The 16,700-nt window shown below is 51.8% G+C and carries 16 protein-coding genes; 7 read left to right on the top strand and 9 right to left on the bottom strand.

Annotated elements, in window-relative coordinates; all coding sequences use genetic code 11:
• Positions 1 to 20 precede the first annotated feature (20 nt).
• Complete coding sequence (locus B3Z23_RS02875) at positions 21 to 512, top strand: helix-turn-helix domain-containing protein (RefSeq protein ID WP_294901350.1); 492 nt, start codon at positions 21 to 23, stop codon at positions 510 to 512.
• A 47-nt stretch (positions 513 to 559) separates the two neighbouring features.
• On the opposite strand, the gene gorA is transcribed toward B3Z23_RS02875, so the two are convergent.
• Positions 560 to 1,912 carry a glutathione-disulfide reductase gene (gene gorA / locus B3Z23_RS02870; RefSeq protein WP_294901347.1) on the bottom strand — a complete coding sequence of 451 codons (1,353 nt, stop codon included), beginning with the start codon at positions 1,910 to 1,912 and terminating at the stop codon, positions 560 to 562.
• Between the two features lie 197 nt (positions 1,913 to 2,109).
• On the opposite strand from gorA, the gene rnz reads away from it, so the two are divergent.
• The gene (gene rnz, locus B3Z23_RS02865) at positions 2,110 to 3,018 is read left to right on the top strand and encodes a ribonuclease Z (protein WP_294901344.1); all 909 of its coding nucleotides are present in this window, start codon (positions 2,110 to 2,112) and stop codon (positions 3,016 to 3,018) included.
• 5 nt (positions 3,019 to 3,023) lie between these two features.
• On the opposite strand, the gene B3Z23_RS02860 is transcribed toward rnz, so the two are convergent.
• Complete coding sequence (locus tag B3Z23_RS02860; RefSeq protein ID WP_294901341.1) at positions 3,024 to 3,866, bottom strand: 23S rRNA (adenine(2030)-N(6))-methyltransferase RlmJ; 843 nt, start codon at positions 3,864 to 3,866, stop codon at positions 3,024 to 3,026.
• A 330-nt stretch (positions 3,867 to 4,196) separates the two neighbouring features.
• Between B3Z23_RS02860 and prlC the strand changes: the two genes are divergently transcribed.
• On the top strand, positions 4,197 to 6,239 hold the full coding sequence (gene prlC / locus B3Z23_RS02855) for an oligopeptidase A (protein WP_294901339.1): 2,043 nt from the start codon (positions 4,197 to 4,199) through the stop codon (positions 6,237 to 6,239).
• Positions 6,240 to 6,246: 7 nt separating this feature from the next.
• Entirely contained in the window at positions 6,247 to 7,023 is a 777-nt protein-coding gene (gene rsmJ / locus B3Z23_RS02850; protein WP_294901336.1) for a 16S rRNA (guanine(1516)-N(2))-methyltransferase RsmJ, read from the top strand.
• Positions 7,024 to 7,099: 76 nt separating this feature from the next.
• Here rsmJ and uspA read toward each other — a convergent pair whose 3' ends face one another.
• Entirely contained in the window at positions 7,100 to 7,531 is a 432-nt protein-coding gene (gene uspA / locus B3Z23_RS02845) for a universal stress protein UspA (RefSeq protein ID WP_038015627.1), read from the bottom strand.
• Positions 7,532 to 7,861: 330 nt separating this feature from the next.
• Here uspA and uspB point away from each other — a divergent pair, with 330 nt between their 5' ends.
• A complete protein-coding gene (gene uspB, locus B3Z23_RS02840) occupies positions 7,862 to 8,197 on the top strand; it encodes a universal stress protein UspB (RefSeq protein ID WP_038015825.1) in 336 nt (111 codons plus the stop codon).
• Between the two features lie 142 nt (positions 8,198 to 8,339).
• Here uspB and pitA read toward each other — a convergent pair whose 3' ends face one another.
• Positions 8,340 to 9,827 (bottom strand): inorganic phosphate transporter PitA, encoded by a 1,488-nt coding sequence (pitA, locus tag B3Z23_RS02835; protein WP_294901438.1) that lies wholly within the window; start codon positions 9,825 to 9,827, stop codon positions 8,340 to 8,342.
• 236 nt (positions 9,828 to 10,063) lie between these two features.
• On the opposite strand from pitA, the gene B3Z23_RS02830 reads away from it, so the two are divergent.
• Positions 10,064 to 11,251: an NAD(P)/FAD-dependent oxidoreductase gene (locus tag B3Z23_RS02830; protein WP_294901330.1), complete on the top strand. Its 1,188-nt coding sequence runs from the start codon at positions 10,064 to 10,066 to the stop codon at positions 11,249 to 11,251.
• Positions 11,252 to 11,253: 2 nt separating this feature from the next.
• Here the strand turns inward: B3Z23_RS02830 and B3Z23_RS02825 are convergent, their stop codons facing one another.
• From B3Z23_RS02825 to B3Z23_RS02805, 5 genes are all read right to left on the bottom strand, one after another.
• Positions 11,254 to 11,391 carry a hypothetical protein gene (locus tag B3Z23_RS02825; RefSeq protein WP_294901328.1) on the bottom strand — a complete coding sequence of 46 codons (138 nt, stop codon included), beginning with the start codon at positions 11,389 to 11,391 and terminating at the stop codon, positions 11,254 to 11,256.
• A 235-nt stretch (positions 11,392 to 11,626) separates the two neighbouring features.
• Positions 11,627 to 11,944 carry a hypothetical protein gene (locus B3Z23_RS02820; RefSeq protein ID WP_294901324.1) on the bottom strand — a complete coding sequence of 106 codons (318 nt, stop codon included), beginning with the start codon at positions 11,942 to 11,944 and terminating at the stop codon, positions 11,627 to 11,629.
• Positions 11,945 to 12,040: 96 nt separating this feature from the next.
• Entirely contained in the window at positions 12,041 to 12,910 is an 870-nt protein-coding gene (locus tag B3Z23_RS02815) for a helix-turn-helix domain-containing protein (RefSeq protein WP_294901322.1), read from the bottom strand.
• Between the two features lie 871 nt (positions 12,911 to 13,781).
• Positions 13,782 to 13,964 carry a DUF6404 family protein gene (locus tag B3Z23_RS02810; protein ID WP_294901319.1) on the bottom strand — a complete coding sequence of 61 codons (183 nt, stop codon included), beginning with the start codon at positions 13,962 to 13,964 and terminating at the stop codon, positions 13,782 to 13,784.
• Between the two features lie 153 nt (positions 13,965 to 14,117).
• On the bottom strand, positions 14,118 to 14,759 hold the full coding sequence (locus tag B3Z23_RS02805; protein WP_294901317.1) for a YczE/YyaS/YitT family protein: 642 nt from the start codon (positions 14,757 to 14,759) through the stop codon (positions 14,118 to 14,120).
• A 92-nt stretch (positions 14,760 to 14,851) separates the two neighbouring features.
• Here B3Z23_RS02805 and B3Z23_RS02800 point away from each other — a divergent pair, with 92 nt between their 5' ends.
• Positions 14,852 to 16,279, top strand: a complete 1,428-nt coding sequence (locus tag B3Z23_RS02800; RefSeq protein WP_294901314.1) for a PLP-dependent aminotransferase family protein — start codon at positions 14,852 to 14,854, stop codon at positions 16,277 to 16,279.
• Positions 16,280 to 16,700: the final 421 nt, after the last annotated feature.

Raw genomic sequence — 16,700 nt, 5'->3', positions numbered from 1 at the left:
AAATTATCCGGAGTATCAGTTTGCAACTTACTGCCAGAATGAGGTCAGAGATGGTGTATCTGGATATTGGTGAAGTCGCCAGCAGAAGTGGGAATACACCGTCGGCGTTGCGACATTATGAAAAGCTGGGGTTGATTTCATCGGTGGCACGACATGGTTTACGCCGTCAGTTTCTGCCGGAAGTCTTGCTACAGCTTCGTCTGATCTCGATGGGTCAACTGGCGGGATTTTCGCTGGAAGAGCTTGCCGGGATGTTGGGTCGGGGACGTGTGTTAGATCTGCCGAGGGAAAGGCTACACCAAAAAGCCGATGAACTGGACCGACAGATAGAGCAGCTTATGGTGATGCGCGATACTTTACGCCACGTGGCTGACTGTCCGGCATCTTCACATCTGGAATGCCCGACATTCCTGCGGTTACTGAATGTGGCGGGTAAAATGCCGAAAGACAATGTGGCAAAACGACATCACATAAGCCGGGCGATCCGTCGGAGGAGTAATACAGAGCGCTAAGTATAAAAAAAGCCCGTTTCCGGGCTTTTCAGGTAATAATGCGGCGCTTAGCGCATAGTCACAAACTCTTCGGCGCCTGTCGGGTGGATAGCGACGGTATTGTCGAAGTCTTTTTTGGTGGCACCCATTTTCAGTGCAACCGCAAAACCCTGCAACATCTCATCCACACCAAAACCGATACCGTGGATACCGACAATTTTTTCTTCCGGCCCTACGCAGACCAGTTTCATGCGGCAAGGCTGACGGTGGCTGGTGACTGCGGTGTACATGGCAGTAAATGATGATTTGTAGACTTTAACAGCATCATCTCCATACTGCTGCCGGGCTTCAGGTTCAGACAGACCCACTGTACCGATTGGTGGGTGACTAAACACTACTGTCGGGATATTACTGTAATCCAGATGCTCATCCGGTTTGTTATTAAATAAACGCTCTGACAGACGACGTCCTGCAGCGACAGCGACCGGCGTGAGCTCTACGGCTCCGGTGTTATCGCCTACCGCATACACACCCGCGACATTAGTATTCTGGAATTTATCCACTACGATGTAACCCTGCTCATTTAGTGCAACACCACTGGCTTGCAGGTTCAGATTATCGGTGGCCGGCTCACGACCAATCGCCCACACCAGGCAGTCGACGGTATATTTATCGCCGTTTTCCAGGCTCAGGGTCAGGCTGCCATCGGTATTCTTCTCCACTTTCTGCGGCACTGCGTGAGTGTGCAGTGACGGGCCTTCGGCATTCATCACTTCTACCAGCGTTTCAGACAGCATGGGATCAAACTGGCGCAGCGGAGACTGTTTACGGACGAACAGGTGAGTTTCGGCACCCAGTCCGTTTACCACACCGGCAATCTCTACCGCGATATAGCCGGCACCGACTACGGCGACGCGTTTCGGCAGAGCCTCCAGTTCAAAGAAACCGTCTGAATCAATTCCCAGCTCAGCGCCCGGGATATCGGGGTGGCTCGGACGTCCGCCGGTAGCGATCAGAATATGGTCAGCAGTGATCTGCTCGCCGTTGACTTCAACAGTATGCGCATCGACAAACTTAGCAAAACCTTTAATCACATCGACCTTGTTTTTCCCCAGCACATTGTCATAAGAGGTGTGGATACGGTCGATATAGGCACTGCGGCTTTTTACCAGCGTCGCCCAGTCAAAACGATTAATGGTGGTATCAAAACCATAGTCAGGGCCATACAGCCGAATGGCTTCGGAGATTTGTGCCGCGTGCCACATGACTTTTTTCGGCACACAGCCAACGTTGACACAGGTACCGCCCAGCTCTTTGGCTTCAATCAGGGCGCATTTTTTCCCATACATTGCTGCACGGTTAATTGAGGCAATTCCGCCACTGCCGCCGCCAATAGCAAGATAGTCATAATGTTTAGTCATTGAAAAAGTCCGTCCGTTTCGGGTTAAGCAGAGCATGGTGCCGGGAAGCCGGCCAGTCACCGGGTGGGTGAGGCTGTATCTGCTGTACTGTCATCTATGTTATCCAGTGTAACGCGACTCAGGCAAATGCCGCAAAGTTTGCACCTATAGTTGTGATAGGATGCGAACTGGTCTGACTGAACTTGCGGAAGCATATCATGCACCTTACCTTTCTGGGCACTTGTGCTGGGACTCCCAGCCTGCAACGCAATGTCACGGCAATTGCCCTGACGTTACCGGCGGCTGGAGACTGGCTGTTTGACTGCGGGGAAGCCACCCAGCACCAGTATATGCGCAGTGCGCTTAAGCCGGGCAAACTGGAAAAAATCTTTATTACTCATCTACATGGTGACCATATCTTCGGCCTGCCAGGTTTGCTGACCAGCCGCTCTATGGGCAGTATCAGCCAGCCACTGACTATTTACGGTCCGCCCGGAATTCGGGCATTTGTCGATAACGCACTGTCGCTCAGCAGCTCATGGGTTAGTTTCCCGCTGGAGATTATCGAAATTGAAGCCGGGATGATTGTGGACAACGGTGACTACCGGGTCACGGCTTACCCGTTGAATCACGTGGTGCCTTGTTTTGGTTATCGTATTGAACAATACGACAAACCAGGATTGCTGGATGCCCCGAGGCTGAAAGCGGACGGAATACCCACCGGTCCGTGGTTTCAGCAACTGAAACAGGGAAAAACTATCACCTTACCGGACGGGCGTCAGGTGGAAGGCAGAGACTATCTTGGGCCGCCGGTAAAAGGAAAATCGGTAGCTATTTTCGGCGATACGGCACCCTGCAGTGAAAGTCTGAGTCTGGCGGCGAATGTTGATGTGATGGTACATGAAACGACGCTGGAAGCTGCGATGGCAGAGAAAGCGAATGGTCGCGGGCACTCGACGACCATTCAGGCGGCACAGGCAGCCAGAGATGCCGGGGCTAAGCGGCTGATTGCCACGCATTTCAGTTCACGCTACGGCGCAGAGGATCTGCCGCGGTTGCTGGCCGAATGCCAGTCAGTTTTTTCCGCGACCGAACTGGCTAACGATTTTTCGGTATTTGAAATCTGAGCCGGTTATTCCGGGACTATCCAATCCACCAGAGTATGGCCGGTACCGGCAGGCACCAGCTGCTGGTGCAGCCACGGCAGCACAGCTTCCATCTCTGAGGCCAGTTTCCACGGTGGGTTAATCACAATCATCCCTGACGCCGTCATTCCGCGCTGATCACTGTCCGGGCGCACCGCCAGTTCAATTTGCAGAATGCGTTTGATACCGGTGGCCTGCAATTCATTAATCATACGTTTGATTTGCTGGCGTAATACCACCGGATACCACAGCGCATAGATGCCGGTGGCAAAGCGTTTGTAACCTTCCTGAATTCCGGCTACCACGGCCTGATAATCGGTTTTTATCTCGTAAGGCGGATCAATCAGTATCAGCCCACGCCGTGAAGCAGGGGGGAGTTTCGCTTTCAGTTGCTGATAACCGTCGGAACGCGACAGTTGTGCCCGGTCATCTTTCAGAAACTCATTACGCAGCAGTGGAAAATCCGACGGATGCAGTTCTGTCAGTTGCAGTGAGTCCTGTGGGCGCAGCAGATGGCGGGCAATCAGCGGTGAACCAGGGTAATACTTCAGTTTACCAGAGCGGTTCAGGGCATTGACTGCCGACAGATATGGCTGCAACTGTTGCGGGGCTTCCGGGTGCTGCCAGATTCTGGCAATTCCTTCCAGGTATTCGCCGGTACGTTCAGCATGTTCACTGCCCAACAAATAGCGGCCAGCCCCGGCATGAGTATCCAGATAAAGGAACGGTTTATCTTTTTCCTGTAATGACTGAATAATCAGGCTCTGAACGGTGTGTTTCAGGACATCCGCATGATTACCTGCGTGGAAACTATGACGATAGCTCAGCATCTTGTTAACCTTTGTAAGATCTTTTGTTCTGTGAGGTGTAAACCCGGCTATCGTCACATCCTCACGGCAGAGACAAATTCCAGCCTGTCCGGCAGTATGGCTTCGCCGGGGGGCCGAGTATAGCAGTATTGGCTGGCGGGCAGTAGTAAAGGCCGCGATTTATCCTGCTGCTGTCGGGGGCGTTTTCCTGCCGGTTGACTGGCTAACCTGGAGCCGTGTGACCAGTTTCCCTCTTCCTGACGGATAGGGGTGATTGATTTTCTGATGTTCTGACCCCATCCTGATCATATTGCGCATGCAGAGCGCCTCTAACATCAACAGGATTGAGCTATGACTAACCCGTTACTGACTTCGTTCACACTGCCACCATTTTCGTTGATTAAGCCTGAACATGTTGTTCCGGCGGTCACTCAGGCACTGCAGGACTGTCGTGCAACCGTCGAAAAAGTCGTCGCACAGGGCGGTCCTTACACCTGGAACACCTTATGCGAGCCGCTGGCTGAAACCGATGACCGGCTGGGACGGCTGTTTTCACCGGTCAGCCATCTTAACTCGGTTAAAAACAGCCCTGAACTGCGTGAAGCGTACGAGCAGGTACTGCCATTGTTATCAGAATACGGCACCTGGGTCGGGCAGCATGAAGGCTTGTACCAGGCATATGTCAGCCTGAAACAGGGTGACAGTTACGCATCTCTGAATACCGCACAGAAAAAAGCGGTAGATAACGCACTGCGTGATTTTGAATTATCTGGTATTGGCTTACCTAAAGACAAACAGCAACGCTATGGAGAGATTGCCGCGCGGCTGTCAGAAATCGGCGCGGCCTACAGCAACAATGTGCTGGACGCGACCATGGGCTGGAGCAAGCTGATTACTGATGAAAGCGGACTGGCTGGTATGCCAGAGAGCGCACTGGCTGCCGCCAAAGCGCAGGCTGAAGCGAAAGAACAACAAGGCTGGTTGTTGACGCTGGATATTCCCAGCTACCTGCCGGTGATGACTTACTGTGAAAACCAGGCATTACGTGAAGAGATGTACCGTGCATATAGCACCCGTGCGTCAGACCAGGGGCCGAATGCCGGTAAATGGGATAACGGCCCGTTGATCGAAGAAGAACTGGCACTGCGTCACGAGTTTGCTCAACTGTTAGGCTTTGGCTCTTTCGCTGAAAAATCTCTGGCGACTAAAATGGCAAAATCGCCACAGCACGTTCTGGATTTCCTGACAGACCTGGCAAAACGTGCCCGGCCACAGGGTGAGAAAGAGCTGGTTCAGCTGCGTGAGTTTGCCAAAACTCACTATAACGTCGATACGCTGGAACCGTGGGATATTACCTTCTACGCCGAGAAGCAAAAACAGTATTTATATACCATCAGCGATGAGCAGTTGCGTCCTTACTTCCCGGAAAATAAAGCGGTCAGTGGTCTGTTTGAAGTGGTAAAACGTATTTACGGGATCACTGCTAAAGAGCGTAAGGATGTTGATGTCTGGCATCCGGATGTGCGTTTCTTTGAACTGTATGATGAAACCGGAGATCTGCGCGGCAGTTTCTATCTGGATCTGTATGCACGTGAGCATAAACGTGGTGGTGCATGGATGGACGACTGTGTCGGACGGATGCGTAAAGCCGACGGTTCACTGCAAAAACCGGTCGCCTATCTGACCTGTAACTTTAACCGGCCGCTGAATGGCAAACCGGCATTGTTTACTCATGATGAAGTGATTACTTTGTTCCACGAGTTCGGGCATGGTCTGCACCATATGCTGACCGAAATCGAAACTGCAGGCGTGTCCGGGATCAGTGGTGTGCCATGGGATGCTGTCGAGCTGCCAAGCCAGTTTATGGAAAACTGGTGCTGGGAGCCGGAAGCACTGGCATTTATCTCCGGGCACTATGAAACCGGAGAGCCGTTACCTCAGGAATTGCTGGAGAAAATGCTGGCGGCGAAAAATTACAACGCCGCGATGTTTATCCTGCGTCAGCTGGAATTCGGCCTGTTTGATTTCCGCCTGCACGCTGAATATGACCCGGCGAAAGGTGCCCGTCTGCTGGAAACCCTGCAGGAAGTGAAAAAACAGGTGTCCGTCGTACCGTCACCCTCATGGGGCCGCTTCCCACATGCCTTCAGCCATGTGTTTGCCGGGGGGTACGCGGCGGGTTACTACAGCTATCTGTGGGCAGACGTGTTAGCGGCAGATGCCTACTCACGTTTTGAAGAGGAAGGTATTTTTAACCGCGAAACCGGTCAGTCATTCCTCGACAATATCCTGAGCCGCGGTGGTTCTGAGGAACCTATGGTACTGTTCAGCCGTTTCCGTGGTCGTGAACCACAACTGGATGCGATGCTGGAGCATTACGGTATCCAGGGATAAATTACGGGTGAAGATTTGTCTGATAGATGAAACAGGCGCCGGAGACGGCGCCTTATCTGTTTTAGCCGAACGCTGGCAGTTGACGCATGACCCACAGGCGCTCATGGCGCTGGTGATGACCCCGACCCATCTGGAGCTTCGTAAGCTCGATGAGCCAAAGCTTGGGGGGATCTATGTCGATTTTGTCTCGGGAGCAATGGCTCACCGGCGTAAGTTTGGCGGAGGCCGTGGCGAAGCGGTGGCTAAAGCGGTCGGGATAAAAGGCAGCTATTTACCGGATGTGGTGGATGCCACTGCCGGTCTGGGGCGTGACGCGTTTGTACTGGCGTCCAGCGGCTGTCGGGTGCGTATGCTGGAACGCCATCCGGTCGTGGCAGCATTGCTGGATGATGGTCTGCAGCGAGGCTACCGGGATGCTGAGATAGGCCCCTGGCTGCAACAGCGGCTGACACTGATTCACGCGACCAGCCATCAGGCACTGAGCGAAATTTCCCCGCGACCGGATGTGGTTTATCTGGACCCGATGTATCCGCACCGGCAAAAAAGTGCCATGGTGAAGAAAGAGATGCGGGTTTTTCAGTCACTGGTGGGGGCTGATGAAGATGCAGATAGTCTGCTGCAGCCTGCACGTCTGCTGGCTAAGAAACGGATAGTCGTCAAACGTCCGGATTATGCCGAACCTCTGGATGGAGTACCGACATCTTCGGCGGTCGTGACCAAAAGCCACCGGTTTGACATTTACCCTTCGCTGGCCCCGGAAGGGGCATCGGCTGCGCAAGAGTAATTTCGTCGGACTGCATCAGCGTCCGGCACTCTTTTAGTCAGGGCCGGCAGTCGCCGGGCCCTGGCACTTCAGAGAGTTACTCTTCGTCTTTCATTGGCACAATCAGCATATCAATATGCACGGTATTGATTAACTGGCGTGCTGATGACATCAGCTTGCTCCAGAAGTCCTGGTGATGCCCACAAATGACCAGGTCGACGTGATATTTGTTGATAGCATCAATCAGTACCTGCGCCAGATCACCACTTCCGCTTAATGTCTGGCTCATAGGATATCCGGCATTGGTAGATAATTCGCTGAGTGCTGTCTGAGTTTCTTCAGAAATACGTTTCTGCATATCTCCCAGGTTGACATCAATCAGTCCGGTATACAGATCAGAATAATTTACGTCTACATGAATTAATGACACTTTGGCATTGTACGGACGTGCCAGAGAAACGGCTTTTTCAACCAGTAGCTGGCTTTCCGGAGACAGATCAACAGCGACCAGAATATGTTTATAAGACATGGCAGACTCCTCAAATACGAAAAAGGTAAGGATCAGCAGTATTGTCACTAATACAGGACAATCAACAGACAGGTTGCTGACCACTATGGCGATTTTCTACTGTGTGCTGTGAATTTATCCTACCATAGGGCTATACAACTGAGTATAGAATCATTGTCTGTCAGACCGGCAGCGGGAAGTGTGAGTCAGGTCAAAGGGAGAGTCCTTTTTTTCAGGAGAGTTATCACAAATGATTGTGCCGGTGGGTGAAATATTACCTACACTAATCAATAAAACGGCCTGAGAAACCTGTAATACTGGCTGCCAGTCAGGGGAATGGTGGAGGGAAAGATGATTAATACCACGGTACTGTTTACCTGTTTATGTATTGTCTGTGTGATTAATATGCTGCGTTACTTTTCTTCATTACGGGCCTTGCTGGTGGTGCTGCGAGGTTGTGACCCACTGCTCTATCAGTCGGTGGATGGTGCTGGTTTTTTCACGGCCCACGGACAGCCGGCGAAACAGATGCGGCTGGTGCGTTATATCCATGCAAAGCGCTATCTTGAACACCATGATGAAGAGTTTATTCGTCGCTGCGAACGGGTGCGCGGGCAGTTTATTCTGACCAGCAGCCTGTGCGCGATTATTGTGATAAGCCTGGTCGGATTGTTGATTTGGCATTAATCCCCGACAGGGGATTAATGGGGCAGGCATGCGGCCCGGGACTACTACGCTCAGAGCGGAATCGTCGGCGGATAATAAGGTCGGCAGATAATAAAAAGGCTGTCCATATGGACAGCCTTTTTCAGTGGTGCTGCTGAAATCACTAAACCAGATGCAGTGAAATCCAGTACAGCCCGGCAGACAACAGAATCGAAACCGGCAGAGTGAGTACCCAGGCCATCGCGATATTCTTGATAGTCTTACCCTGTAAACCGCCTCCATCGACCAGCATAGTTCCGGCGACGGAAGATGACAGGATATGGGTGGTAGATACCGGCATACCGGTATAACTGGCAATCCCGATAGAAGCCGCCGCAGTGACCTGAGCCGCCATCCCCTGACCGTAGGTCATCCCTTTCTTACCGATTTTCTCACCAATCGTGGTAGCCACACGACGCCAGCCGACCATGGTCCCGACAGACAGCGCCAGCGCTACGGCAAAGATAATCCACACCGGGGCGTACTCAACCGTGCCGAGTAAGTCATGGCGTAAATCGCCCAGGAATTTACGATCCTGGCTGCTGGTCTGTGGCAGCGAGGCAATCTTATCAGCGGTATCAGAAATACACAGTAACAGGCGGCGCATCTGAGAACGATTTTCGACACTCAGTTGGTCGTAACTGCTAAGGTTGGTCAGCATTTTCTGAGCATGCGTCACGGCTTCCAGAGCACGCTCATTACTGCAGTGGAACTCTTCTATCGGAGTGGCTATTGCCGCCGGGGTGACCGTCGGAGCGATGATAGATTGCAGCGACTGGCTGTTCTGCTGGTAATACTGCTCCAGATGTTCCACCGCATCGCGGGTCCGGGTGATATCATATCCCGAAGAATTCATATTCACCACGAATCCGGCAGGGGCGACACCAATCAGTACCAGCATAATCAGGCCAATGCCTTTCTGTCCGTCATTGGCGCCGTGGGAATAGCTGACACCAATGGCAGAAACAATCAGCGCAATTCGTGTCCAGAAAGGCGGCTTTTTCTTGCCATCAATCTTTTCCCGCTCTGCTGGCGTCATATGGACCCGTGAACGTTTACGTGTTCCGTTCCAGTATTTGCGTAGCAGAAATATTAATGCGCCTGCCAGCGCCATACCAATCAGCGGTGACAGAATCAGTGACATAAAAACATTGATGACTTTCGGAATGTTCAGGGCGTCAACCAGCGAAGTGCCGGTGACCAGGGCATTGGTGACAGCAATGCCGATAATCGCTCCAATCAAAGTGTGGGAGCTGGAGGCAGGCAGACCAAAGTACCAGGTCCCCAGGTTCCAGATGATTGCGGCCAGTAACATAGAGAACACCATGGCCAGACCATGAGCAGAACCTACATTAAGCAGCAGATCGGTCGGCAGCATATGAACAATAGCGTAAGCCACGCTCAGACCACCTAACAAAACTCCCAAAAAGTTAAAGATCCCCGCCATTGCAACAGCCAGTTGCGCGCGCATCGCACGGGTATAAATTACCGTGGCAACAGCATTAGCGGTATCATGAAATCCGTTGATTGCTTCGTAAAACAAAACAAACAGCAGAGCAACTACCAGTAGTAGGCCAGTACTTAAATCGATACCAGCAAAAAGATGCAGCATAAACGTTACGCCATTTTTTGAGGACATGAACCCCGCGCATTATCGGCGAGATAAGTCCTTTCAGGAAAGAAAAATCTCTTTTTTTTTGCAGTAATGTGACAGCTTCATGAAAGTTTAATTTTAAAAATACTTAAAAATTATAAAGTTATGCGAAGCCCAGGCGTGTTAAGAAATTTTCAGTCTGGAGTCCGGCAACGCATATCTCTACAATCAGCCGTTTTTCGGGCGGGGGCGATATGGAAAAGTTTGACGTTATTGTGGTGGGTGCCGGTGCTGCCGGGCTGTTCTGTGCGGCACAGGCCGGGCAGCGAGGTCTGAAAGTCCTGGTGCTGGATAACGGCAAAAAAGCCGGCCGAAAAATCCTGATGTCCGGAGGCGGGCGCTGTAATTTCACCAATCTGTATACCGAGCCTGTTGCCTACCTGTCACATAATCCTCACTTCTGTAAGTCAGCACTTGCTCGCTATACACAGTGGGATTTTATTGAGCTGGTGGGTAAACACGGTATTGCCTGGCATGAAAAAACTCTCGGACAACTGTTTTGTGATGATTCTGCTCAGCAAATCGTCGATTTGTTGCTGGCGGAATGCCAGAAAGGCCAGGTAACCCTGCGACTACGCAGCGAAATCCTCACCACCGAACGAGACGATCAAGGTGAATACCGGCTAAACGTGAATGGTTGTGAAGTAAGTGCTCGCAAACTTGTTGTTGCATCCGGGGGGCTGTCGATGCCTGGCCTTGGGGCAACCCCCTGGGGTTATAAGATTGCTGAACAGTTTGGATTGCGGGTATTTCCGACCCGTGCGGCACTGGTGCCTTTTACGCTGCACAAACCGTTACTCGAACAGCTACAGACGCTTTCCGGGGTGGCTCTGCCGGTGACGGTCACTGCGCAACAAGGCACACTGTTTAAAGAAGCCATGCTGTTTACTCACCGCGGATTGTCCGGGCCTTCGATGTTGCAGATTTCCAGCTACTGGCAACCAGGTGAACGGCTGATGATTAACCTGTTACCGGAAATGGACCTGGAAGAGTTTCTCAATATCCAGCGCACGGCTCACCCTAATCTCAGTCTGAAGAACTGCCTGGCCAAAGTATTGCCTAAACGCTTGACCGAAACACTGCAACAGTTGCAGATGGTTCCGGAGTTGACGTTAAAGCAGTTGAACCACAAACAGCAGCAGCAACTGGTGGAACAGCTGACCTGCTGGGCGGTGCAGCCTAACGGAACCGAAGGTTACCGGACGGCCGAAGTTACCCTTGGGGGAGTCGATACCGATAAGCTCTCTTCACGCACCATGGAAGCCCGCGATGTGCCGGGTCTCTACTTTATCGGCGAAGTGGTGGACGTGACCGGCTGGCTGGGAGGCTATAACTTCCAGTGGGCATGGAGCTCGGCAGCCGCCTGCGCCGGAGCTTTGTAGCCTCAAGGATTGTGATGCTGCTCATCATTGGCCTCGTGAATAATCGTGATTAACGCTTTCAGAGCGGCGGGAATATGCCGCCGCCCCACATAACCCAGTGACACCCCGGGCAGAGTGGCGGCATAGTAGCAGGTATCCATTACCAGAGGCGTATTTTTCAGCCCCCGACCTGACGGCAGTGCCGCCAGTGTAGGGCAGGCACTGTTTACGCAACGTTAACCCTTAATCAGGCAGCCTTGTTGTTGGTCAGAGCGGGAAGAAAATTCCGGAGGGTGTGTTACCGGTATCTGTCTGAAAGCCGGGAATATTCACCAGCTGAGACTGGAAAACATCAATCAATACTTCGTAACGCTCATTTTACTGCCAGGGAAACCGTTAGTTCATGGCGTAACACTTTGACGTCGCAACATTCTGGTCTGAACCGCTACCCGCGCCTTTTAGCAGGCAGAAAATATAATGTTTTTTCAGCCTGAGGGTGACCACCGGGCCATCTGAGGCCAGGGAAGAGGCAATAATCTCACCGCCCTGGTTCAGCATCTGCTCCAGTGACTGATTTACCGGGGACAGCCGGGTGGGATATTCCAGTGCATTACCTGGTACTTTGGCTCCGGTCTCCGGTGGCCACTGGGCTGCGGCGGAGAAAGAGGTCGCTGTGGTGAACGACAGCAGCAGAAGGGTGATCAGTTTTTTCATTTTCTGAAACTCCGGGGAAAGTCAGTGAGTCAGTAGTAACATCGCCCGGTCCGAACGATGTAGCGATACAGATAGCGGACATCCGGCCATCACTGGCTATAACAGCCAGTCTGGCTCTGTCATCACTGCCTGAGAGACGGGAATATAATAATTGCCGGAGAAAGTTTCTGGTAACGGCTGGTCAGGCTGATATTTGTGCTGACAGATAAAAATATCCTGGCCGTTACGGCGCGCTTCCGGGCGAAACGGCATCACATGCTGATAAATGGTGGCCTGCATATCCACAAACTGTTGCTGTGTCCCGGTAAAATTAAAGCGTAAAAACCGGCCTGACGCAGATGGACGGATGATGATGTCCTGAGATGCCGTATTAAATGTCAAAGTAAACCGGACCTTACTGCTTTCCGGGTCGGGTTCAAAATGCTCGGCGACGCAACCAGGGAGTGATCCTTTCCTCATCGCCAGGATCTCTCCGACGATGCGTTCGCGATGAAGATGATGGTAAGTAATATCTTCAAGTTCATTGTGGTCACAGTAATAACTGAGGCTGGTTCCCCGGATAGCATCCGGCCCCCGGGTGACAACTTCTGCCTGTGGCAGTGCATCAGGATAATGATGGGCTTTGGCGACCATACCGCGAAAATTCCATTCGTGGCTGCTGCGATATTGTCCCGGTGCATTACCGAAATGACGGGTAAAGGCCCGTGTGAATGTCTGTTGTGAGCTGAATCCCAGTAACTCACTGATTTCGACCGCAGGCATATCGGTCATTTTCAAAATCAACGCCGCTTTATTGAGTTTCCGGTAACGGATATAAGAGGCCAGCTGAAATCCGGTATCATCCCTGAACATACGTTGCAGATGCCATTTGCTGTAACCAGCTTTTGCCGAGACATCATCGATAGTGAGTTTTCCTTCCAGATTTTTTTCAATCCAGTCAATAAGATCACGGGTAAACGTATTCATTTAATTACTCCTTTAATGACCGGAATAATAATAGCGATAAAAATGGCGAATATCCATAATATAAATTTATTGATATTTCCAACAGGTTGTGAGCAATCTGATAAAATAATTCAACACGCAGTAAAATAAATTTGAATGTTCTACGCGGCCTTTGTTTAGCGGTCAGTGGCTCCTGACATAAAAAATTACCAGCCTTCACCCGGATGAGCGGGACTTGCAGTCGTCACTCGTTTCCGGGTCTCAGCCCCGGAAACGCCAGTCAGTCATACAGGCAGTGATAATAATGCGAACTAATGAAAGTAAATTAATTGTTAAGTACAGCAGCCTGTCGGCATGACTTCTGCCACTTCGCAGGAAATATCTGTTTATCCAGGGTGAAAAAAAACGACAAAATATCCCGGTTAATTTTATCCGTCCGGGGAAACTGACTTAAGCCACTTAGCGAATAGTTCTGCCGGTGAATAATAATGGCAGTCCGTGAATATTTATCTGCACCTGTTTATTTATTTTCTTATAATACGATTAATAAATGAATATTATGAAAAACTCTGACTGAGTTATGATTTCTTCCGGGGATGCATTTGAATCTGTATTTGGTTATTCCTGAATGGTAAACGCAGACAACCCTATGCCTGTTTTCGGGGCCCGGTGATTGTCGGATGATGAACACAGTGATACTTATCAGCAGGGGAGTTATTCTGAAAACCTTAGGATAAATTCTTCAGGCCAGGACCTGAGTTCCGGTCGATTCTATGTTACGGGCCTGGCTGCGGATCGAAAGTGGGACGAGTGCCATCAGCCTAACGCCGTGAACAGAGCCGCTGCCTGGCAAAGTAAACTGTCCGGGCAGGGCAATTTCACGAAGAAGTTGTTACATCATATTCTTAACCAGCAACTGAAATACGGCGTAAAGCAACCCTGAAATCAAGGAGACTGTGACAGCCCGCGGTATTTTGACGTGTGCTTTTTTCCATTGCCAGAACCACATTGCCAGCCCCCAGAACACAGCAAAAAAAACGGCACTGGAAATAAAACTGATGACGGTCTCTTTCATTGATTTCCCGTTATGGTCAAAACGATAGCCGTCCATACTACATGATTTTGGACGACTATCATCCGCTGAATTAACCTGGCAGCCCGCAGTCGTTGAGGAGTTGCTGGTCACTCGCCGGGAATATGCGCCGGATTGGCTGACAAGGCCTCACAACTACGGGCTCTTTTCTGTATCAGACACCACCATAGCGGCTTGCTGAGTGGGTTGCGGTGATATCAGATGGCTGCCTTGTCCGAACCAGGGAAGAAAGAACTGAATCATCGGTCCGATAGCCAGTGCATAAATCATTGTGCCTGGCCCAAAGTTACCGCCAAGAGCCCAGCCAATCAGTAAGACGGTGACCTCGATAGAAGTACGGATCAACCGCAGTGACCAGCCGGTACGGCGGTGCAGGCCCGTCATCAGGCCGTCACGCGGGCCGGGGCCAAATCCGGCACATATGTACATCACCGTGGCAATGGCATTGAGAACAATGGCGGCGGCCAGCATCAGCCAGCGGGCTGTCAGAGAAGTCAGCGGCGGCATGACGGCCAGAGCGGCTGCCGCGGCCAATCCCAGTACACCCACATTGCTGAGAGTACCCAGTCCGGGCCGCTGACGCAGAGGGATCCACAGTAACAGTACCAGGGCCCCGGTCACAATCATCACGGTTCCTACATTCGCAGAGAGGGTCTGCGCCACGCCCAGATGAAAGACATCCCAGGGGTCGGCACCCAGCCCGGTGTGCATGTACATCCCGCAGGAAATTCCGTACAGCGTCAGGCCAACGTAGAGTTGCAGTAATCTCTTCAACATCGTGGTTCTCATTATTTCCGGTTGACAGTGGACTGATTGTTATCTGAAATGGATTACTAATTAATAGCCAGTTTATAAAAAGTGGATCGCATATGTCGTCAAGACGGTTTGGTCATCAGTCACTGATTCAGATGCTCGGGCACTGGCAACAGACACCTTCACGGATTCCTTTATGGCAGCAACTGGCTGCGGCATTGCGCCTGCTAATTCTGGACGGACGCCTGGTTCAGGGAACACGGTTGCCTGGTGAACGGGAAATGGCCTCTGGTCTGAATATCAGCCGCACCACGGTTAGCAGTGCACTCACTCAGCTACGGGATCAGGGCTTCCTGCAAAGTCGCCAGGGAAGCGGCAGTCAGGTAGTGATCCCTGCCAACCGTGTGGCCTTGTCCGGCATAGCGCTTTCCGGCACTCAGTTGGATCTGTCAACGGCGTCTCCGGTGGCGGGACCGGAGATTCATCAGGCCTACAGCCATGCCATGGAACTATTACCGGGCCATTTGCAAACTTCCGGTTATAACCCGAAAGGCGTGCTGTCCCTGAGGGAATCTATTGCACAGCGGTATTGCCAGCGTGGTTTACCTACGACGCCGGATCAGGTCATGGTGGTGAATGGTGCGGTCAGCGGACTGGCCCTGATACTGCGGTTGCTGGCAGGGCCGGGTGACAGGGTACTGGTTGATCATCCGACCTATCCGTCGGCACTGGCGACCATTCGTGGTGCATCCTGCCAGGCAGTGGGGGTTCCTTTATTATCCGGGCGCTGGGATATTGCCGGACTGAAAGCGACCATTGCCCAGACTTCCCCACGGCTGGCTTACCTGATTGCGGATTACCATAATCCTACCGGTTATTGCATGGATGAAGCCAGCAGGGCTGAGGTCACGGCGATTGCGGCAAGAACACGTACACCGCTGGTCATTGATGAAACACTGGCCGAACTTTGGTATCACCAGCCACCTCCCCGGCCGGTGGCCGCTTTTCCTGACAGTGAGAGGGTGATAAGCCTGGGGTCGGCGGCGAAAAGCTTCTGGGGTGGGTTGCGGATCGGCTGGATTCGGGCTTCGTCTTCGCTGATCACCTCGTTGATACAAATCCGCGACTCTCTGGATTTAGGTTCTCCGCTCCTAAGCCAACTGGCGACCGGATGGTTGCTGGATAACAGTGAGCAGTTTTTGCCGCAGCGTCGTGCCATGCTGAAAAAGCATCGTGATACCTGCCAGCGCCTGATGCAGGAGTATTTCCCCGAATGGCAGACACTGACTCCGGCAGGAGGGCTCTCTTTCTGGGTTGAATTGCCAGGTATGCAGTCCACCGGGTTTGCGTCGAGGGCCAGCGATGCCGGAATATTACTGGGAACCGGCACACGTTTTGGCCTGTCAGGGGCGTTTGACCGCTACCTGCGTATGCCTTTCAGTGCAGATGAGCACACATTACGCCAGGCCTTTCAGCGGTTGCAGCCCTTGTGGGCGACGCTGCCGGACAGCAATGTCATTGCCGGTCATCGCCAGGTATTCTGAAGAATGATGCGGAGCGCTAATTATTCCCCGGCGCAATTCTGGCGCAGGGGAATAAAACGCCAGGAATAAACCAGATAACTGCTGGCAGCACGGGCGGGCATCTGACTGGTGACCTGTCTGCCTGGCAGCAATTACCATGCCTGTTCCTGCTGTTCACTGCTTTGACAGCCCGGTTTAACCAGCAATTTAAAATAAGTATTTCCATTAATGATCAACCGGCCTGTATCCGGGGTGGAATAGTTCTATTCCTTAATATGTTTTTGAATGAATCCTATCGCCGGATGCCTGTCATGTTCAGTTGCCGGGGAAATAACCTGTCATTTTGGTGGTTATTCTTCGGACAATGACATTAAGAAACAGCCTCAAAAAAGCCATAAAAAGAAAAACGGATGAACTCGCGGGGATTAAAGATTAAATCTGC

The sequence above is a fragment of the Tatumella sp. UBA2305 genome (assembly GCF_002345795.1).
In the GTDB taxonomy this organism is placed as follows: Bacteria; Pseudomonadota; Gammaproteobacteria; order Enterobacterales; family Enterobacteriaceae; genus Tatumella; species Tatumella morbirosei.
This window is presented reverse-complemented; position numbering and strand designations above follow the sequence as displayed.